This is a genomic window from Singulisphaera sp. GP187 (assembly GCF_900129635.1).
In the GTDB taxonomy this organism is placed as follows: Bacteria; Planctomycetota; Planctomycetia; order Isosphaerales; family Isosphaeraceae; genus Singulisphaera.
Genome location: NZ_FSRB01000002.1, coordinates 2,377,887 through 2,396,829, shown reverse-complemented (window position 1 = coordinate 2,396,829; position 18,943 = coordinate 2,377,887). Strand labels below are relative to the sequence as shown.

At 62.5% G+C, this 18,943-nt stretch carries 15 protein-coding genes; 8 read left to right on the top strand and 7 right to left on the bottom strand.

What is annotated here, in order from left to right; genetic code table 11:
• The first annotated feature begins 106 nt into the window (after positions 1-106).
• The 6 genes from BUS42_RS33685 to BUS42_RS33660 all read left to right on the top strand — a co-directional run bounded on the left by BUS42_RS33685 (position 107) and on the right by BUS42_RS33660 (position 5,382).
• A complete protein-coding gene (locus BUS42_RS33685) occupies positions 107-643 on the top strand; it encodes a hypothetical protein (protein ID WP_143206601.1) in 537 nt (178 codons plus the stop codon).
• The gene (locus BUS42_RS33680; protein ID WP_074314445.1) at positions 640-1,116 is read left to right on the top strand and encodes a hypothetical protein; all 477 of its coding nucleotides are present in this window, start codon (positions 640-642) and stop codon (positions 1,114-1,116) included. Before BUS42_RS33685 ends, BUS42_RS33680 begins: the two co-directional genes overlap by 4 nt.
• Entirely contained in the window at positions 1,113-2,342 is a 1,230-nt protein-coding gene (locus BUS42_RS33675) for a glycosyltransferase family 2 protein (RefSeq protein WP_074314443.1), read from the top strand. The genes BUS42_RS33680 and BUS42_RS33675 overlap by 4 nt, the downstream gene beginning before the upstream one ends.
• Positions 2,343-2,535: 193 nt before the next feature.
• Positions 2,536-4,029: an aldehyde dehydrogenase family protein gene (locus BUS42_RS33670; RefSeq protein WP_074314441.1), complete on the top strand. Its 1,494-nt coding sequence runs from the start codon at positions 2,536-2,538 to the stop codon at positions 4,027-4,029.
• A gap of 168 nt (positions 4,030-4,197) precedes the next feature.
• Complete coding sequence (locus BUS42_RS33665) at positions 4,198-4,425, top strand: hypothetical protein (protein ID WP_074314439.1); 228 nt, start codon at positions 4,198-4,200, stop codon at positions 4,423-4,425.
• 90 nt (positions 4,426-4,515) lie between these two features.
• Positions 4,516-5,382: a hypothetical protein gene (locus BUS42_RS33660; RefSeq protein ID WP_254053969.1), complete on the top strand. Its 867-nt coding sequence runs from the start codon at positions 4,516-4,518 to the stop codon at positions 5,380-5,382.
• 52 nt (positions 5,383-5,434) lie between these two features.
• On the opposite strand, the gene BUS42_RS43235 is transcribed toward BUS42_RS33660, so the two are convergent.
• Both BUS42_RS43235 and nth read right to left on the bottom strand, forming a co-directional pair.
• The gene (locus tag BUS42_RS43235) at positions 5,435-6,091 is read right to left on the bottom strand and encodes a hypothetical protein (RefSeq protein ID WP_143206600.1); all 657 of its coding nucleotides are present in this window, start codon (positions 6,089-6,091) and stop codon (positions 5,435-5,437) included.
• 645 nt (positions 6,092-6,736) lie between these two features.
• Positions 6,737-7,402, bottom strand: coding sequence for an endonuclease III domain-containing protein (gene nth, locus BUS42_RS33650; protein WP_074314433.1), 666 nt, complete (start codon positions 7,400-7,402; stop codon positions 6,737-6,739).
• Between the two features lie 303 nt (positions 7,403-7,705).
• Between nth and htpG the strand changes: the two genes are divergently transcribed.
• Positions 7,706-9,580 carry a molecular chaperone HtpG gene (gene htpG, locus BUS42_RS33645; RefSeq protein ID WP_074314431.1) on the top strand — a complete coding sequence of 625 codons (1,875 nt, stop codon included), beginning with the start codon at positions 7,706-7,708 and terminating at the stop codon, positions 9,578-9,580.
• Positions 9,581-9,685: 105 nt separating this feature from the next.
• On the opposite strand, the gene BUS42_RS33640 is transcribed toward htpG, so the two are convergent.
• The 5 genes from BUS42_RS33640 to BUS42_RS33620 all read right to left on the bottom strand — a co-directional run bounded on the left by BUS42_RS33640 (position 9,686) and on the right by BUS42_RS33620 (position 17,175).
• Positions 9,686-10,798 carry a zinc ribbon domain-containing protein gene (locus BUS42_RS33640; RefSeq protein WP_074314429.1) on the bottom strand — a complete coding sequence of 371 codons (1,113 nt, stop codon included), beginning with the start codon at positions 10,796-10,798 and terminating at the stop codon, positions 9,686-9,688.
• A gap of 23 nt (positions 10,799-10,821) precedes the next feature.
• A complete protein-coding gene (locus BUS42_RS33635; protein WP_254053968.1) occupies positions 10,822-11,766 on the bottom strand; it encodes a hypothetical protein in 945 nt (314 codons plus the stop codon).
• Between the two features lie 109 nt (positions 11,767-11,875).
• Positions 11,876-13,588 (bottom strand): GTPase, encoded by a 1,713-nt coding sequence (locus tag BUS42_RS33630; protein WP_074314427.1) that lies wholly within the window; start codon positions 13,586-13,588, stop codon positions 11,876-11,878.
• Positions 13,585-15,432: a hypothetical protein gene (locus tag BUS42_RS33625; protein WP_254054029.1), complete on the bottom strand. Its 1,848-nt coding sequence runs from the start codon at positions 15,430-15,432 to the stop codon at positions 13,585-13,587. The genes BUS42_RS33630 and BUS42_RS33625 overlap by 4 nt, the downstream gene beginning before the upstream one ends.
• 42 nt (positions 15,433-15,474) lie before the next feature.
• The gene (locus BUS42_RS33620; protein WP_074314423.1) at positions 15,475-17,175 is read right to left on the bottom strand and encodes a M2 family metallopeptidase; all 1,701 of its coding nucleotides are present in this window, start codon (positions 17,173-17,175) and stop codon (positions 15,475-15,477) included.
• 460 nt (positions 17,176-17,635) lie between these two features.
• On the opposite strand from BUS42_RS33620, the gene BUS42_RS33610 reads away from it, so the two are divergent.
• Positions 17,636-18,943, top strand: coding sequence for a coiled-coil domain-containing protein (locus tag BUS42_RS33610; RefSeq protein ID WP_143206599.1), 1,308 nt, complete (start codon positions 17,636-17,638; stop codon positions 18,941-18,943).

The window sequence follows — 18,943 nt, the reverse complement described above, 5'->3', positions numbered from 1 at the left end:
TTGAAGTGTCCACGAAGCGAGGCCCCGGCACGGAGGCCTGGGCCCGCCTCTGACGTCGACACGACTCGGTCGAATTTCACCGCCTTTCCAGGGAAGGGATCGCGACATGTCTCCGTCACCGAGATTGCTGATGACCCTGATCGTGATCTTGAGCGCGGTGTTGGGGCTCACGGTCATCGTCCTGGCCTGGGTCGTTGTGCAGTTGCGCCGCACCTCGATCACGACGTTGGCGAAGGTCGTCGATGACCTTCGAACCCGTCAGGACGACGTCGAAACGCTGATGGAGCGAGAGGACGCAACTCGGCTGGTCGAACCGACCCTCAAAGTCCAGCACCCAGGGCCTCCGGTGCGACGTCCGGGGACGCGGAGTCGTCGCGTCGACACGGCCGAGCCCACCGCGGTTTCCGGTCCGACCTTGATTACGATCCCCAGCTTGGCCTCGGCGTCGTTGCCGTCGTCGGCCGCCGTCACCCATGATCTGGGCCGTCGATTTAGCCCGATCTGGGACCTGGCCGACACGGGGGCGACCCCCGACGCGATCGCTCGCAGCACCGGCCAGCCGATCGGTCAGGTTGAGCTGATTCTCGCGCTCCGGAGACAGCTCAACGCCAATGTCAACGTCGGGGAGCCTCGTCTTACATGAACGCGCTGGAACCCGCCGCTGAAGACTGCCTCGCGCGCACGCGTTCATCCGTGATTAATGTCTTGATGGGAATTGCGGCAGGAATCGCGGTCAGTGGCCTTTTACTGCGCTGGCGCGACCGAGGCGCGATTTGGCGTGCCACCGACGAGCTCCGGCAAGGGTTGCTCGCGGGCCTGTTCCTCATCCTTTTCTCGAGCTATGCCGTGAGGCGAGTCGGAGCAAGTCGGGCTCGACTCCACGATCCCGAGCGCCGCGCCTCACGATTTTACCAAGCGCACTTGACCTCGGCGGTCATTGGATCGCTCGCGATTTTGCTCGGCGTCTGCTACGGTTGGTGGATTCGGCCCCGGCTCGACGCGGTCAGCCCGTTTTGGGTGGCTGCGCTGGCTCTCGGCTTTCTGGCCCTTCCTCGCGCTGACGAACTTCGAGACTTCGAAGCTCCGATCCCTGAACCGAACGAGCCGACGCGATGACCCCCTCCCAACGCACCCTCCTCTGGGTCTACGCCGCGATCATCGCCATGTGGCCCATCCGGCACCTGGCCCTCTGGTTCATTTTCCGCAAGCTCGACATCCTCACGCCCGACTCGCCACGGCTGAAGATGGACAATCCGCCCTTGGTGACGGCGATCATCCCGGCCAAGGATGAAGAGCGGACACTTTCGGAATGTCTGGCCTCAGTCTGTGCCCAGTCCTATCCCAACCTCGAGATCCTCGTTGTCGACGATCGGAGCACCGATCGCACCGGCGCGATCGCTCGTGAGTTTGCCGCGTCGGACCCACGGATCGAGGTTCTCACGATTGAACATCTGCCGCCAGGGTGGACCGGCAAGACGCACGCCGCTCAACTGGCGGCGGATCGGGCGCGGGGGGATTGGTTCTGGTTCCTGGACGCCGACACCCGGCACGCGCCTGAGAATCTCGAGATCGTGATGGAGTACGCCCGTGACCGTGGCGCGGCGCTGGCCAGCCTGTTGCCCGAGATGCGTTGTGAGACGTTCTGGGAAAACGTCGTGCAGCCGCTAGCAGGCATTGTGTTGATGCAGTCCTACCCGCTCTATCGGGTGAACAACGATCGCTCTTCGTTGGCGTTCGCCAACGGGCAGTACATCCTCATCAAGCGGGCCGCATATGAAGCCGCGGGGGGCCATCATGCGGTCCGCGATCGGTTCGTCGAGGACATTCGGCTGGCGGAACGGGTCAAGTCGATCGGCTTGCCAATTCGGGTGGCGATCGCCCGGGGGATCGGATCCACCCGGATGTACGCGTCCCTGGATCAGCTCGTTCGCGGCTGGAGTCGGATCCTCTACGACGCCTTGGGACGAAACCCTTGGCGCCTCATCGGCCGGCTGCTGGACCCCTTGATTTTCAGCCAAACGGGACACGTCGCACTCGTGGTGGCACTCATTCTGCTTGCTCGAGGGAATACCGGCCCGTTTGCATTTGGGCTGCTCGGTCTGAGTGTCGTCCACCATATTTTCACGTACACGGTGCTCACTCGCGTCTATCACATGTCGGTTCCTCGCTCGCGTTACACGGCCTGGTTCCCGGTGGCGAACCTGGTGATCGACGTGATCCTGATTCGCGCCATCAAAATGTGCTTGACCGGACGCGTCACCTGGCGAGGCACGGTCTACGGGCCTTCGGTCAATTCAACGGCCGCTCGGCCCGTGACCAAGTCGGTGACTCCTCGCTCATGAACCGATCTCGGCACTTCCAAGGTGGGTGGGGGGTCATGTTCCGCTGAACCCGTGATGAAGTCATGAACCATTTGCAATCGATCAGCGGTCAGGATGAGATTTTTCCCGGAGGGTGGGCACGTCCCACAATGCGGTTCGCTCGCCTGGGGAGGCAGGTGATCTCCATTGATTCCGATCCAGGGTGAGGTAACGCATGGCCATCGCTTCCGCGGACGTCCTGATCGCTCAGAACCCGTCCACCGGCGAGGAGCTGGGACGGGTGGACTCAACCCCTTGTGAGTTGGTCGGCCCGCTCGTCGCACGCGCTCGCGAAGCCCAGCGGTTGTGGAGCGGCACAGCCTGGTCGGAACGTCGCAAGATTCTCAAGCGGTGGGCACGCGCACTCGCTCGTGACGCCGATGCCTGGGCCATTGCCATCGGCCAGGAGATCGGAAAGCCGAGGGGAGAGGCGTTGGGCGAAGTGGTCATGAGCCTGGATGCGATTCGCTGGACGATCCGCCAAGGCGGCCGGGCACTCGCGGACGAAACGCTCGGGGCCGGTTGGCAGTCCATCCTCTTGATCCCGGGGGCTCGGGTCCGCTATCGGCCTCTGGGTGTGGTCGGGATGATCGGCACCTGGAACTACCCGCTCTTCCTCAATGCGCCCGCGATCGCACAGGCGGTCGCGGCGGGCAACGGGGTCGTCTGGAAGCCGTCCGAGATGGCACCGCTGGTGGGCCGTAAGCTTCAGGAGAGCCTGGACGAGGCCGGGTTTCCCTCGGGGTTGATTGCCATCGTGCAAGGGCGTGGCGAAGTGGGTCGAGCGCTGGTTGAAGCCCGTATCGACAAAGGGATGTTCACCGGTGGTATCGAGAACGGCCGGCGTGTGCTGTCGACACTCGCCGCGAATGGTGTCTCCGCGCTGGCTGAGCTTTCCGGTTTCGACCCCGCGATCGTCCTGCCCGATGCACCTCGCGCCTCGACGGTTCGCTCATTGACGTGGGGGGCGTTCGTCGGGTGCGGCCAGACTTGTGTAGCGGTCAAGCGGATCTATATCATTGGCGATGTACGTCCATGGATCAAGGAGCTCGCCGAAGCGGCCCGTGCCGTGCGCGTGGGCGACCCGGCATCGGCGGAGACCGATATGGGCCCCTTGATCTCGGAAGCGGCTCGAGAACGATTCGACCGGTACGTCCGCGCGACGGTGGAGCGAGGCGCCGAGGTGGTGACAGGTGCTGAACTTCGGCCCGGCCCCGGTTGGTTCGCAGCGCCGACGGTCCTCGTCGCCCGATCGGCCGAGCCGGAGTCGGCCCTTGCCGGTGTCTTCGGTCCGGTGGTGCTCGTTCGGCAGGTGAGCAATGTGGAAGAAGCGGTAACCGCCGCGAATGCGAGTCGGTTCGGTCTTGCCGCCAGCGTCTGGGGCCGCGACCTCGACGCGGCGCGCGCCGTGGCCGGTCGACTCGACGCGGGCACGGTGACGATTAACGACGCGGTCACCCCCATCGGCCACGCGTCGGCCCCGTTTGGCGGCGCCAAGTCCAGTGGATTCGGACGGATCCATGGCGTCCACGGGCTCCGCGAGTTCGTGCAGACTCAGGTCGAACAGACCCGCCACGCCAGCGGCTTGAGACCGCAGTTGTTTCCCTATTCGAAACGCATCCCCAGCTTATTGAAAGCGTACCTCCGGATTTTCCATCGGGGATCGTAACCCTGCGGTACAGCGGCCCTTTTTCCGCATCGACAGGCTGGAACGGGCGACTCACAAATGCATCGGCGCTGGCCTGCGGGCCCGAGAATCGGTACAATACAGCACCACGCAGGAGGGCCGCCTCGGCGGCCTGGACCAAGGGACGAAAATCAACGGAGTCTTCCCACCATGGCGAAGTTACGCCTGCTCAAGACGGGTCACGGCGACCTCTGTTTGGCGGAGTGGGACAAGGACCGGCCGGAAACCATTACCGACGCCGCCACCGCATTCGCCGAACACTTTACTCCCGGCCGGCTCGCCTTCCGGCTCGACGGCCCGGGGCAGACGCGGCCAATCCGCGAGTTCGACGCCACCGCGCCGGAAATCTTACTCGTCCCCGCTATCCAGGGAGGCTGAAGGGACGTGCTGGGCTCGACCTGGTGAGCGAGGGAGGGCGTACCCGCTCATCCTTCCTGGATGGGCCTCAGTCCGCTCGTTCGGAACGCCATGATTCGCACTGGCTATCTCCGCTGGGAAATCGACGTCGTCGACGAGCGATCCCCGATCGATCCTCGGGCCCGTGAGGTCACCTTTCGAGCGCGACCCAGCTTTCGCGTGGTTCGCGTCAAAAGCACCGGACATGTCGATGCCGCCGAGCAGTTTACTCAAGGCGAAGCGACTTACGACACCGTGCTCCGCGCCATGCGCCGCGACGGTGAAGAGACCGATGTGGTCATCCCCGACGTAGGCCCCAGGCCGTTCCGCTACTCGGAAAGCGTTCGCCTGGAAACTCCCCGGTTTTGGATGATCAAGATCCAGCGCGAGGCGAACGCCTTCGCTCACGACGTCGTGCGCGCTGCGGCCGGGTTTCCCCAGATGGTCATCTCGAGCCCGGCACTCCGCGCGGGCTATGCTCGACTCGTGGAGTGGGAAATCTTCCGCGTCATCGAAGGCCGGAGTACTCCGCAGCCGACCCGCGAAGATGAGCCGATGCGACTCGACGCGGGGGCCTATCAGTCGGGGGTTCCCGAGCTCGTCGCGGCGGAGTTGGTTCGCGACGTGGTCGACGCGAAGGAATTCGATGAATTCTGTCGGTTCGATTGCGTCACCGTGCTCAACGGCGGCAAGTACTTCCGGATCCCAAGGCGTCCGCACGGCCTGATCGAAGTCTGGGATGCCCGGACCCAACGTCCCGAGGCGCGGCTCTGCGTCGTCTTCCAGGATCCCGGGATGCCCCCTTCCGACGAGGTGGTCATGAAGTACCTCCTCGCCAAACACCAGCCCGACCTCCTCTGGCAGGTTGGCATCAAGTTCAGCCCCCCGGCCGGCAAGTTCGAGTCGACCCCTCCGCGACGGTGGCGGCGCGGCGATTAAATCGAGCGGTCGCTCGACCCCGGTGCCCGGTGGTGCGTGACTCCGGTCGCGTTCAAGTGCCTGGTCTTGAACCCCGGGGTCCAAAACGGGGGCCGAACGGCCTCGGTGCTGCTCTTCCTCCAAAGTGGTTTGTTGGGGGTGGGCCGCCGGGAATTGCACCTGCTTGCGGAAGCGGTGTCGGAGTCGGTAGGTTTCCGCCCACCGCCGCCTCGGGAGCGGGGAACCGAGTCGCCCGTACAAACCTGGGGGGCGGGTGGGGGAAATGGTTGCCTGCCATTCCCAATTCGCGCTCGCCCATGATTTGTTGGATCTCATTCGCAGGAGCAACGATCCCTTCGAGCGCTTGGCCCGCGCCTGGGATTTGCCCCACGCGAATGAATTCGTTCCCCATCATCAGTGAGGCGGAGTCGAGCCTCGTCTTGTACTTTGCCTTAGCGGCGTCAATCGCCGCCATCGTGGCCTCTTTGTCCTTGTGAGTACGCAGGAGAACGACCACCCGCTGGAGACTGACCACGATTTGCGGGGCGGCCACTCGCGCAGAGGCTTCGTCGTGGATCGTCCGGAGTGTGGAAACACACACCTCGGTTTCACTCACCATCGATTTGAAAAAGTGCTCGACCTCGGAGCGGTTCGACAGACCGAAGCCACCGATGTATCCATGCGAAATCGCCAGGCGGACGACGAAAACGGCGACTGCGACGATCGCCACGATCGAACCACCTGCAGCCCCTTTCTGGCCCGTGCTCCTCGAACGCCCCGATTTCGACCCGTTCGCAAAGAAACCTCGATTCGCCTTCTTCTTTTTCGGGCGGACCGGAGTGGGGAGCTCGGACTCTTCCACCGGACGCCTGGCTAAGGGGGGGAACGAAGTCAGTGGTGGTTCGTCATCAAACAGGTCGGGCCGAGGTGGTGTGGGGCGGCCTCGAGTCGTCGCGCTCGGTTGACGTCGCTGCGGTGGTTGATCGTCCAAGCCGTAAGGGTCGGTCGCTGGCGGCGGCGCTCCACCGGCGGGTTGCGATGGGGACGGCGACGGGATCCGATTCATGTGCCCGCATTGCTTGCAACGTCCCCGTTTGCCGGCGAGGCTCACGTCCACTTCGAAGGACTTACCGCAATTCGCACACTCGAAGGAAACGGTCATCGATCGACCTCGATCGTGGAACGAGAATCGGCGCGCATCCACCGACCGCCTCGAGACAGTCGAGCCGCTCCCATGATCTAACGGGAGTGTATCCTTAACCACTTCGCCGTGATGTTTCGGCGTGAACCATCCAACTTTCGACAGGGAATCGAAAGCATAATTCGGTCGGAGGTCACTGTCAACGAAAACTGACGCGTTTGGTTACAGTCATTCTTATCGAGGAGAAATGACACCGATTTGAGCACACATTGAGTTCAGAGTGCAGGAGGAACATTTCGGCCGAGTTCCCGTGCAGACGAATCTGCCGAACGGAACGAGCCGCTCGTTGATCTCGATCCAGTAACGCCGAGGCAACGTTTCCGCCAGGAGCTCCGCAGTCTTCTCCGGACTACGGCTCGCGACGTAGCCCCAACGGTTGACGATGCGGTGGACGTGGACATCCACGGCGATTGCAGGCAGTCCAAACCCGACCGCCAACGTCAACGCGGCAATCTTGGGGCCAACTCCCCGGAACGCCGTCAAGCCCTCGAGCGTGTTGGGGACTACCCCTTGATGCTCTTCCACGATCCGTCGCGACAGTTCGAGAAGGTCGCGTGCCTTGACGTCGGCGAAGCTCGCCTCGCGGATTAATTCCGTCATCCTCCGCTCGTCAAGGTTCACCATCTCGGCGGGGGTCCGTGCGACGGCAAAGAGTCGAAGGCAAACCGCGAGCGTGGTTTCGTCGCGAGTCCGGGCGGAAATCAGGCTCCCCACCAGTTGCTCGTAAGGGGTGTCGAAACCGCGGTCGCGAAGGTCGAACATCGCGGCCTTCGCAAGTCCCTGCGTGGCGAACCGAAGCCGGCGGAAGGCTTCGTCGATCGGGAATGGTTCCTTGCTCATTGGGACCGACCGTCTTCAACGGGATGGGAAAATCACCGGCGTCCGTCCAAGGAAATCGAGATAACAGTTTCGATGCCAATTTGTCAGGATCCGCTCAGAAAGGCGTCGCGATTGGCAGTCAGATGAATCGACCGGCGCCGACTTGAATTTCCCAAATCCTTACTGAACTTAAAGTTACGAATTTATGGATTGCTTGGTACGTACCTTGCCTGTTACGGTGGATTCACCAGAATCGAGAGGAAGAAATGCGCCTCTCGGATCTCACGAGCCTCGTCTCGCGATCTCATTCGATGGGGACCTTCGATGGCAGCCGTTTCGGAACCGCAAGAATTTTCTTTTCAAGCTGAGATCAGTCAGTTGCTCCACTTGCTGGCGCATTCGCTCTATCAGAGCAAGGAGATCGCCGTACGCGAGTTGATCTCCAATGCGTCGGATGCCCTCGACAAGATGCGGTACATCGCTCTGACCGAGGAGGCTCACCGTGGCGAAGCGCCGCTCCAGATCGTCATCGAAGGGCAGAAGGATCCGCGTCAACTCGTGATCCGGGACAACGGGATTGGAATGACTCGGGAGGAGTTGGTTACAAACCTGGGCACGATCGCCCATAGCGGTTCGCTCGAATTCCTGAAAAATGCGCTCAGCCAGAACAAGGGAGACCTCTCGCTGATCGGGCAGTTCGGGGTCGGCTTCTATTCCGCCTTCATGCTCGCTGACCGGGTTCGGGTCCGCACTCGGAGTTTCAAGGAGAGCGAAGGCTGGGAGTGGGAGTCGGACGGGACCGGGACGTTCCGGATCACGGCCGCGGGGCCGCTCGAGCGCGGGACCGAGGTGATTCTCCACCTCAAGGACGATGTCAGCGACTTCGTCGAGGAGTCGAGAATCCGCTCGATCGTGCGCCGGTACTCGAGTTTCGTGCCGCATCCGATCCGACTTGGCGACCAGGTGATCAACGACCAGAAGCCGATCTGGGTCGAGCCCAAGAGCCAGGTCAGCGAGGAGCAGTATCTTCAGTTCTACCAGCACCTGACGCACCACTCGAATGAGTCGCCGCTCTGGCACCTGCACCTGGCGGCCGATTCGCCGTTTCAGTTCCGTTCGATTCTTTACTGCCCCCCGAGCAACATCGAACTGCTCGGCTTCGGTCGTCTGGAGCACGGGGTCAGTCTCTGCGCCAAGCGAATCCTCGTGCAGTCCGATTGTCGCGAACTCCTTCCCGACTACTTGCGATTCCTCCACGGGATCGTCGACTCCGAGGATCTGCCGCTGAACGTCTCGCGCGAGACGCTGCAAGACAACACGGTGATTCGCCGGATCCGCAATACGCTGGTCAAAGGGGTGCTCGACAAGCTGAATCAGATGGCCGACCAATCGGCCGGGGGCTTCGAGGAATTCCACCGCCAGTTCGGCGGGATCCTCCGCGAAGGGATCCCCAGCGACCCTGCCAATCGCGAACGAATCGCCAAGCTGCTCCGATTCCCGTCGTCGCATACCGACGGCGCCCAACTGACCTCGCTCGACGACTACATCAAGCGGGCAGGAGCGGACCAGAAGCCGATCTATTACCTGGGTGGCCCCAGCCTGGCGTCGATCAAGACCAGCCCCAACCTCGAGATCTTCCGGAGGCGCGGAATCGAGGTCCTCTACCTGAGCGATCCGATCGACGAATTCGTCATGTCGACGATGCAGACGTTTGACGGCCGGTCACTCACATCGATCGATTCCGAAAACGTCGCATTGCCCGAGATCGAGGCCGAGAAGAAAGTCGACGAGGAACCGCCGGTCGGCACGACGCGGGTACTCGAGCTCTTCAAGGCCGCGCTCGGGGATCGGGTCAAGGAAGTCCGCGAATCGAAGCGCTTGACCGACAGCCCCTGCTGCCTGGTCAATTCGGATGGCGGCATGAGCAGCCAGATGCAACGGCTCATGAAAATGGCGAATCAAGATTTCATGCCTGCCAACCGAATTCTTGAAATCAATCCCTCCGCCCCCTTGATCCGCCGGCTCGGTAGCCTCAGCTCCAACCGAGAGCACGACGACTTCATCAAGCTCTGCGCCCTGCAACTCTGGGCCAACGCAATGCTCCTCGAGGGGACCATTCCCGAACCCGAGAGCATGGTCGCCCGAGGACAGTCGTTCATGGAGGAAGCCGCTCAGAAACGGTCGTCGATCATCGTCTGATCGGGTCGGGTCCGAGCCGGTTCCGTGGTGGGCCGTGCCCACCCTACAAGACATCGGATGAGAATTTTCCGATTCGTAGGGTGGGCACGGCCCACCGGCTTTTTGTTACTTTCCTTGGTTGCTTTTCGAGATCTCATTCACCGACTCACCTGGTGATCGATGAATCGGCTCCGTGGGAGCGGCCGGTTCCGCCGGCTCAGGATCACCCTCGCGCCGGGCGGAGATCACCTTCCAGCCGGTGTCGATCCCTTCCAACCGGAAACGCATCAGCTTGAGGTAGAGCCGAGTGGGAGGATCGCCGGAGGAGGCGAGCCGGTCGGCGACCATGGCCGTGACTTCAGCGCGGTCGAGGATGTACGGCCCATCGGCTTTCAAGGTCGGAAAAGGGCGTTTCAAGAGACGATCCCAGGTCTCGCGGTTTGCGCCGAAATCGAGGGCGAGCTCCTTCTCATTCAAGGGCAGGGGGGGCTTCGCGTCCTCAACGAGTTGCTGATATGTGGGAATCAACTTTTTCGGGGCCAGCGCTCCCTCGGCCAACTTGTCAAAGGTCGAGGCCATCGCCTCGGCGGCGTCGAAGAGGTCGTCCGGGCTTCCGCTCGCGATCTTCTTGGCGGTCTCGACCTGTTCGGCCTTGGCGGCATGAAGCGCGTCGAGCGTTTCGGCGGCTGGACCGAGCAAGTCGCGCGGCTGGTACCGGCCGATTTCCGCGTTGTACTCAAACGTCTTGTTGAGTCGGTCGTGCAACTGGGCGATCGGTCGGAACGACCCCTTCAAGGGACGATCGCGGCTGGGATCATGACTCACGTCGCGGAACGACCGGATGGCGGGAGGCTCGTCAACAATCGAAACTTGCTGAGTCACTTCCGGGTGCTCGGCCGTCAGCGAGCCAAGAAAGGTCGAGGCCACGACCTCGATCGGGTCAGGCGGAACCGGGTGCCACCAGGCCTGAATCGTCGGCCAGGCAACGACCACGGCCATCGAGAGCGTGGAGAGCAAGAGGAACAAGACCAACCAGACGGGACGGAACCGCCGACGGCTCGGCGCGTCGGCGGCGGGAACGAAGACCGACGCCTCCGGTGCCTCGGCTCGCTCCACCACGACCGTCGTCGGCGCCATTTGCTTGGCCCCACACTTGGGGCAGGCGACGCGCTGGCCGACTCGATCGTCGGCGGTCAGAAACGTGGCGCGGCAGGCAGAGCAAATCAAGCGGATGCTCATGTCGGATCCTTTGGAGCTGAGCTTCAAGCGCCGGCGGGAAAGAGCGGTGCATCCGTCGGCCGCTGCACCACGCAACGCGGACAAGACTCCGCGCTCCCCTGGAATGGGCGAGCGCAACGGGGACAGAGGCCGGCTTTTCGCCGCAAATTTGCCAAGGATGCGCGGAGACTGGCCGCTTCGGCCGTGTCGCCAAAGGTGTCGACCAACCGAGAGGCGAGCAGGGCGACGTCTTGCGCTCGACGTCCCGACCGCACCCAACCCTGAAGCAGAGTCACCAGCCAACGCACCAACTGACGATCGAGTTCCACAAGTCGCTCGCCTCGCAAGTGCAACGTGAGGGCGTCGCGCGCGTCGATCACACGATCGGGGTCATTGGCGACGCGTGCGGCCTCCAGCTCCTGGCGATGGGTCTCGATCACGCGATCGCGGGCTCGGCCCAGCTCGTCGCCAAGGGCCGACGCTTCGGACGCAGCCTGACGATCGCGGGCGAGCGCTTCGATCAAACCCTCGGCCTCTTCCCAGCGGCAGTCGGCGATCGCCCCGCGAATGGCCGTTAGCCTTGACTCGCTCGGATGGACTTGGGGGGCAGGTTCGGACTTCTCGAGCGCGTTGGCGATCCGGCCAAGCGTCGGAATCATCCGGAGCTCGATCAGGTCCGCCGTCCGCCAGGCGGAGTCCGCTGCATCGATCAGGAGGTCGATCAACTCCGCGGAGGCTTTCATGAGCCGGCCCGCGACCCAGCCCCCCAACCCGAATCCGCCGATCGTGAGCAGGGCAACCAGCCCCATGATCCGGCGCTCACCCCAGGTGAACTGGCCATCGGAGAGTAACGGCCCGACCTGGTCGAGAAAAACCGAGACGCCGGTCCCCCAGAGACCGTAACGAACCAGAGGGGCCATTCGTCCCAGCACCTGGCGGGAGGTGCGAAGCGACTGGTAGCGAGAAGTCCGCCGAGCCGGATCGATCATGGCGGTGCCGCGGAACGAGATTGGAAAGTCTGACCGTTCGAACGAATGTCATTATGGCGTATGCCGAAACTCGCCGCCAGCGAGTGGCCGTGTTTAGGACCAACACATCTCAGAGCGACTGCTCCTCAGCGTTCACGGCCGTTTGAAGGACGTTCAGAGGTTCGCGAAGGTCGGCGATGTCCGCCAACAGGTCGGTCCGGTACGCATCAACCCAGAGGTCGACGGTGCGTGAGATGACCCGGGAGACCGACTGTGGACCAAGCGACGGGCCAAACCAGCGCGTGCCACCAGGCAGGAGAACGGCGACCAAACCTTGGAGCGCAAGAAAGAAGAGGATCATCATCGCCAGCAAGTGCCAGAGAAGCGTCAGGCCGGCATAGGTTCCCGAGAAGAGGTCTCGGGTCATGACGAAGAGTCCGATCACGACGAAGGCCGAGGGAACGAGGCCACCCAGGCTGCTCGCGAACCCGATGATCGAGCGCCCTTGTTCCGAGAGCCGGACTGCGGCAAGCTCGAATCCGGCTTCGATCTCCTGGGAGATTTCCGTGATGAGTCCGGTGCCATCGACGTTCGCTGTCAGTTCACGCCAGCGTTCAATGGGAAGACTATTGGCATAAAGTAAATCTTGGATTTCGCGAACTTGAGAACGAAGCACGACCTCCACCGCGCCTCGAGCGGCCCGGTCGAGCGTGGACTCGATCAGGCTCGGTCGATCGGTCTGGCGCCGGCCGATCGAACGACGTACCAGGTTTGTCAGACCAAAACTGATGAAGTCGCAGAAGGCGAGCCAGAAACGAAACGGGCCCCAGAACCGCTCGTGCCGATGCATGATCAAGAGGGGGACGAGTTCCGCCTCGACGGCCGCCAACGGTTCGGCAATCGTGCCGGCGAGCCGTGTCCCTGCCTCACTGGCGCGAGCCGTCGCCAGTCGGGCGACTTCTTCTAGCTTTGAGGATAAGGTGGGGGGAGCAATCCGGTCGATCTCGGCGCGGAGGTGGGAGATCACGGCTTCGCGTTGCCGCCGCAAGAGCCGAGCGATCTCGCTGCCGTGAAGTTCGCGTTCAAGATAAGCGCGAAGCGCAACCATATCATCGACGTCGGATGCGAGGTTGGGGAGGACGCCCGAGGGATCAGGCACGTGGGCCCGAGCACAAAGTCGAAAGATCCGGATATCCCCATGTCCCAGCGCAGCGAAATGGGCCCGGAGGTCTTCGGTGATCTGCTCGAGCTCTTCGGGCGACCCGATCCGATCGACCTTGTTGAGGATTGCCGCGGAGGCGCTGAATTCGGTTTCGGTTCGGAGGATCGACCAGGTCCGCTCCTCAAGGTAGCGTTCCGGACTGAAAACGTAGAGGACGAGTCCGGAACGTTTGAGAAGTGACTTGGTCGTGGCGCGGTGCTGGACCATGAAGCTGTCGAGGTCGGGGGTGTCGACCAGCATTTTGTGACGCAGCTCGGGACGGTCGTGGGCGACGAACGTCGCTTTGCTGGCCAGTTCTTCGGTCAGGGCGCCCAGCGAATCATCCTGATGGTGGTACGCCTGAAGCTGCCGGGTGGTGGGGCGGATCGCGCTCGCCTCGGCGATCACGGTGCCGGCGAAGGCGTTGATGAGCGTGCTCTTGCCGGCCCCCGTCCCCCCCGCGAGCGCCACCGTCAGAACGGGCTCGGAAGGCCCGAGCCATTGGCCTCGCGCCCGCTCGATGAACGACTCGATGAGCGCCTTCTCGTACGGGCGGATGGCAAGCGCTCGGGGCGTTTGGATCCGCTCCGAGAGTCGCTCGAGTGCGCGGGTGATCGACCGTTTGGTCAGGTCATCGTTCACGACCGGGTCCCTTCCGCAATCCGAGTCGCCTCGGCCTTGATCGATGCGAAGTCAGCGCGCGCCGCGTCGAGCTCGCCCGCGCTGACCGCTCCGGGGAAGAGGTTGCGAACGGGCTGCTCGAGATGAACTTCAACGAGCTGGCGCATGGCCTGCAACTGGGCCTCCTTCAATTCGGTCCGCAGCGTCTCCAGGTAGCGCCCCAACCCCCACTCGAGCAGATTTTGCCAGACTCCGGCAACCACCGGCCCCAGAACGGCGTCGGACCAGTCCAGGCCCGCGGTCTTGATCACCAGGGCGACCGAGGTTGCACTCACCATCAGGTTGGCCCCTCGCATCGTGGCCAACTTCTTGGGGTTCTCGCTGAGCCTCTCGTAGAGGTCCTCCGCGCGTCGCCGTACCAGGCGTTCCATGCGTTCGCGGTAAACGTCGAACGCCCGTTCGAACGGGCCCACCAGCGCGGTCCGAAAACGCACGCTCTCCAACTCCTGGACGATCGCGGTCCACTCTTCACGGCCGTCCGATCGCGCGAGTACCTGAGCTTCAGCCTTGATCGCGGCGAGCCAATGCGGGATCGCGTCCTGGAGAATTTCCTGCTCGGGGGGAGACTTCGATTCCTCCGACCCGTGCCCGAGCAAGCTTCGGATCCCTCGACCGGCAAGCCGCAAGGGAATGCGGACCACCCGGCCGGTCAGATCCAGGATCGGGCCAATCAAGGGGACTTGCAGCCGTTCCATGAGATGGAGCAGCGTGCGGTTCAACTCGCCGTAGCGAATCCCATCGAGATAGTCGCGCCGGTAGGGTTCGAGAATCGCCTCGCGGGACAACCGCGCGACGGTGGCTTGCCAACTAGCCGACGCACTCACTTCGTGGGTGAGCGGTCCCAAGAATTCATCAAGGTGCCGTTCGAGAAACGCAATCGAACCCAACAACGAGCGTTGCTTGAGAGCGGAGCCCAATGCGGCCTCTCGCTGAACCGAATCACGAAGCAGATCCGCCTCGTCACAACGAAGCAGTTGCTCCAGGCGGTCGAGAGTGGAAGTGCCCGAGATTTCGGGCAGTCGCAAGACGGGAGCCTGGCTTCCTCCGGCGGTTCCGAGCGTCCGGCCCACGTCATCGAGGAGTGTTCGATTCTCGGGAAGTTTATTGGCCACGATCAGAGTATTGACGCCCGCGTCGCCCACCATTTTGAGGAGGGACGTACCTCGATCGTCGGCATAGCACTCATCGGTCACGGTCATGACGACGAGGTCGGCAAGGGCCAGCAGGTCAAGGATCGTGCCGAGGTAGGAGCTGGACTGTTCGGTGGAAAAGTCGGGCGCGTCCCAAACGATCGCGGTCGGCGCGGCGATTGGAGCGAGGGGAAGACCAGGGAGGCGGTCGATCTCGAGGAGGGCGAGGGCCCGCCGATACCCATCGCGATGCAACTCCTCGTCAGACTGGCGGGGAGGGTGTTCGTCCCGATAGCGCCGATACCCCTGGAAACGCGTGGGGTTGCCATCGAGCCAGCGATCACCGACCGCGGCGGGGCGATAGGCCTCGGGGTGCTGGCTACAGCGTGCTCGAACCCCCATGCCCGCGGCGGGGCGCCCGACAATCAGGTTGACAACGGTGGATTTCCCGGTGTTGGTCCCGCCAAAGAGCGTGATGTGGACCGGGTCGGTGACGATCCAATCCGGCTGAAACGCGGGACGAACGCGCATCCGCAGTTGCGCGATTGCGAACGGGAGGATCGGCACCCGGATCGCGTCGTCCGATGCCCACCGGCCCTTTGAGCTCAAAGGAATGGCGCGTTCGAATACCGCGATCAGCCGGTCACACGCGGCAATGGGATCGGTCACCCTCATCTCGTCGCCCATTCGAACGTGTCGCTCCCTGACTCCACCCGTTCAATGGCTCTGGAAATCGAGGGCGAATGCCTTCGGATTCAGGCTTTGACCAGTCACATGGCGCGTCAGGTCATCCCAGGTCAACGAGCGGCCCGGACCGAACAGGCGTTCCTTGAGAAATCGGCCGACCGCCGGGTTGCCCACATAGCTCGCCTTCGACGGATCGACACCCTGCAAGACCTCGCGGGCGATCGTATGATGGACCTGGGCCGCGAACAACTCACCCATCATGTAGTTATGATAGTAGGCTGGAGCGCTGACGATGTGGATCTTGCTCGCGTAGTCGGGCGCGTTGCGACCGTCCGGTCGGCGTATTTCCTGATATTTCTCCACCAGGTCCCACCAGAGTCTGTTCAAGTCCTGGTCGGGGTTCTCGTAGAGTCCCTTCTCGAACCTGAGCATCACCTGGCACCAACGTGAAAAGATGAGCAACTTGTTTTGGCGCATCCTGGCCCCCGCCTCGTCGAAACCGCGGGGGTCGGCGAGCTTGACTCCCATCTGCTGGAGCCAATCGGCATCTTTTGAAAACTTCTCGAACATCATGGCCACCCCCTCGGTGGTCAAGATGTGCGCCTCGGTCCTCAGCACGTAGGGGAGCTCGCGAGGAATGTTCTTACTGCTGTAGACCGAATGACCGAGTTCATGAAGCATCGTGCCCATCCAATATTCATTGGGCACAATGTTGGCGAGAACCCGGACATCCCCCTCGCGGTCGATATCAATACAGAAGGCGTGAGGACTTTTCCCCGGCTTCTCGTAGAGGTCGCTCCGACTGATCACGTCCTCAATGGGCAATCCGATCCCGGCGTAGAACGTCCGGCAGAGTTCGAGAATGTCGGCCTTGGCGTAGGCCTCGTCGAGGTCGGTCTTGAAGACGGCGGGCGTTTCCTGGAAGAACGGATCGTGATAGTGCCAGGGACGGAGGTCGGCGACGTTCAACCCGAAATTCGCGGCGAGCTTGGTGTCGATCTCCGCCTTCGCTGCGTGGAAGGGCGCACGGGTGAGTGCATCCAACTCGTCGAACAAGGTGAGAACGTGCTCCTGCGATTGCTCGTTCAGATGCAATTGCATCGCATGGTAGTTTTTGAAGCCGAGCGAGTGGGCCGCCTCGTTACGCAGCGCGACGAGTGCCTTCAAATCGGCCTCGACGGTTGCGCCTACCGCTTTGCTCGCCTCCCAGACGGCCTTGCGTCGGGCCTGGTCGTCCGATTCCTTCAAGACCTTGCGCACCGCGCTATCGGTCATCTCGCGGCGGTCGACCGTGGCGCGATAGGCGTTAAACGCTTTCTCAATCGCGTTCGCCTTCGCGGTCATCTTCCGGAGCAACGCGGGATCGACCTGCTTCTCGAGGTAGCTCAGATAGAGGACCTCGATCTGGCGTTTGAGGGCGGAGTCGGCGATTCGCCCTTCTTTGAGCGTCTTGAGTGCGCTGAACCGCGGCCGATCGGCAAGGGCGGCGTCCAACTGGTTCTGAGCCGCTTCCTTGGCCGCGAAGTCTTCATCCTTACCTGTAACGTTGGCGTTCCACCAGGCGAGGGCGGCAGCCTGCTCCAGGGGTCGGATCCGGGTCACATGATCGCTGACGAATCGCTGGGCCTCGTCGTCGTCGCCACCCGATTCGGGAGCAGCCGAGGCGGCCTGGATGTTGGAGAGTCCCATCAGGAGTACCGTCAGTGTCAGGAACCGGGATCGATGAAACATGTCGCTTGGCTTCCTCGTGCCCTCGAGAGGAATTCTCGAGGGCACATCTTCTCACGGGCGCCTTCAAGATGCAATCGGCGCTTCGTCGCCCGAAGCGATCGCTCGTCTGATTCTCAGGATCACGACTTGCAGCCGCTTTTTTCCCCGTAACCTCAACGAATTCGGATTGACCGTGTTCCGGTTCCGGCGGAAAATACGAGTTCTGTGGGACGGATCGACCGAAGGGGCCGGCTTCGTGACCGAATCGCCCGTCGGACATGGCGGTTACCGTCAGCCAGAGTGCGCGGCGGTGTGAGAACGCAGAGCGCATCTCGATCGGCCAATCGATTCCCCACGAGATCGAGATCGGGTCGGTGATGACGTCGATCGCCCCATCGGTTCGCAGACAGGTCCCTCGCCACCGCGAATCGATTTCTTCAGTCTGATCGACGCTCCCCTTCGCAGTGGACTCTTAATCCCCATGTCCGAACATGTGATTATTTCATGCAGCCACTGTCAGCGGGAGCTTCGAGTCAGGGTCGAGTACCTTGGTCAGAAGGTGGTCTGTAACCACTGCGGCTACTTTTTCGTCGCCGAGGCGCGCGCGGAGTTGTCAACGGCTTTCGTGAGTTCGTTGAACTCGACCCCGTCCAAGAATCACCGCCCTGCCAATGCGCCACCCACCACGGCGAGTCAGGATCAAGAGCGGGAGCAGAACGAGCTTCGTGAGGAGGTACTCCGCCTGAAAACGGAGAACGAGCGCCTCGCCTCAAGATTTGTCACGGCGAACTATCAACGGGTGTCGCTTCAGATGCGGGCGGAGGATCTCGAGTCGCAACTGCAACGGGCGCTCGAGCATCTTCGGCTGATCCAGGACGAACTCGCCGCCTCCGAGGCGGACCGATCGGAACTCAGCCGACTTCGCGTCGAGGCGTTCGCGCTCCGAGAAGCGGCCATGCACACCCTCCAACTCGAGAATGAGCTCCACGCGCTCCAGCAGCGGGCCCGGGAACGACAGGCCGAGTACGAAGCGTCGGTCGCACTCCACGCTCGAATTCAGGAGGAAGCCGAGATGCGCGCCGCGGCAACCGAGCAATCTCGCCTTCAAGACATCGCCCGACTCAACGGCGAGTTGATCGCGGCCCACACATCGCTTCAGGCTCAGAGTCTCGAGAATGAAGCGGAGTTGGCCCGTGCCACTCAGGAACGCGACCTGGCGGTGAGGGACCGTCAGCAGTCGGTCGGCGAACTCGAGCTCGCGAGGCACCAACTCGCGACGATGAAGGACGAACGCGATCGACTCCAGGGGGAACTCCAAACTCTCGGAGCGGGTCTCACACGGGCCCGCGCAGAAATCGAGGGGCTTGGCAAAGCCGTCGCCGAGAACGCCCGGGATGAGGTGCGGATCGAAGCCGAACATGAGAATGTTTCAAGGCTGAGAAATGAGCTGCAAACGTTAGTCGGCGAGCGGGAACGCTCCCTGGAAGATCAACTCGTTGAGGTGGCTGAAAAACGCCAACGCCTCGATTTCGAGCACTCCGCCTTCAAGTCCCGACGGGATCGTGATCGGGAAGAAGGACTTGCCAGACTGGAAAGAGTCGCGGAGCAACTCGCCTCGATCCGCCGCGAACGGGATGATCTCTTTCAGACCCTACAGCAGACGCGTCGTGAGTTCGAGACGTTCAAGAATCGCCGGTTCGACGAAAACGAGGCGCAGGGGAACCGGGAACGCGAACTGCGATCGATCATCGATCGCCTCCAGTCGGCCCGACGACCACCTGAACAATAG

Bases quoted from the DNA above. Each gene is read 5' to 3' on its own strand.
- BUS42_RS33640 (WP_074314429.1), bottom strand. From the start codon at position 10,798: ATGAGCATCCGCTTGATTTGCTCTGCCTGCCGCGCCACGTTTCTGACC.
- BUS42_RS33610 (WP_143206599.1), top strand. From the start codon at position 17,636: ATGTCCGAACATGTGATTATTTCATGCAGCCACTGTCAGCGGGAGCTT.
- BUS42_RS33665 (WP_074314439.1), top strand. From the start codon at position 4,198: ATGGCGAAGTTACGCCTGCTCAAGACGGGTCACGGCGACCTCTGTTTG.
- BUS42_RS33685 (WP_143206601.1), top strand. From the start codon at position 107: ATGTCTCCGTCACCGAGATTGCTGATGACCCTGATCGTGATCTTGAGC.
- BUS42_RS33670 (WP_074314441.1), top strand. From the start codon at position 2,536: ATGGCCATCGCTTCCGCGGACGTCCTGATCGCTCAGAACCCGTCCACC.
- BUS42_RS33660 (WP_254053969.1), top strand. From the start codon at position 4,516: ATGATTCGCACTGGCTATCTCCGCTGGGAAATCGACGTCGTCGACGAG.
- BUS42_RS33625 (WP_254054029.1), bottom strand. From the start codon at position 15,432: ATGAGGGTGACCGATCCCATTGCCGCGTGTGACCGGCTGATCGCGGTA.
- BUS42_RS33675 (WP_074314443.1), top strand. From the start codon at position 1,113: ATGACCCCCTCCCAACGCACCCTCCTCTGGGTCTACGCCGCGATCATC.
- BUS42_RS33620 (WP_074314423.1), bottom strand. From the start codon at position 17,175: ATGTTTCATCGATCCCGGTTCCTGACACTGACGGTACTCCTGATGGGA.
- htpG (WP_074314431.1), top strand. From the start codon at position 7,706: ATGGCAGCCGTTTCGGAACCGCAAGAATTTTCTTTTCAAGCTGAGATC.
- BUS42_RS33680 (WP_074314445.1), top strand. From the start codon at position 640: ATGAACGCGCTGGAACCCGCCGCTGAAGACTGCCTCGCGCGCACGCGT.
- BUS42_RS33635 (WP_254053968.1), bottom strand. From the start codon at position 11,766: ATGATCGATCCGGCTCGGCGGACTTCTCGCTACCAGTCGCTTCGCACC.
- nth (WP_074314433.1), bottom strand. From the start codon at position 7,402: ATGAGCAAGGAACCATTCCCGATCGACGAAGCCTTCCGCCGGCTTCGG.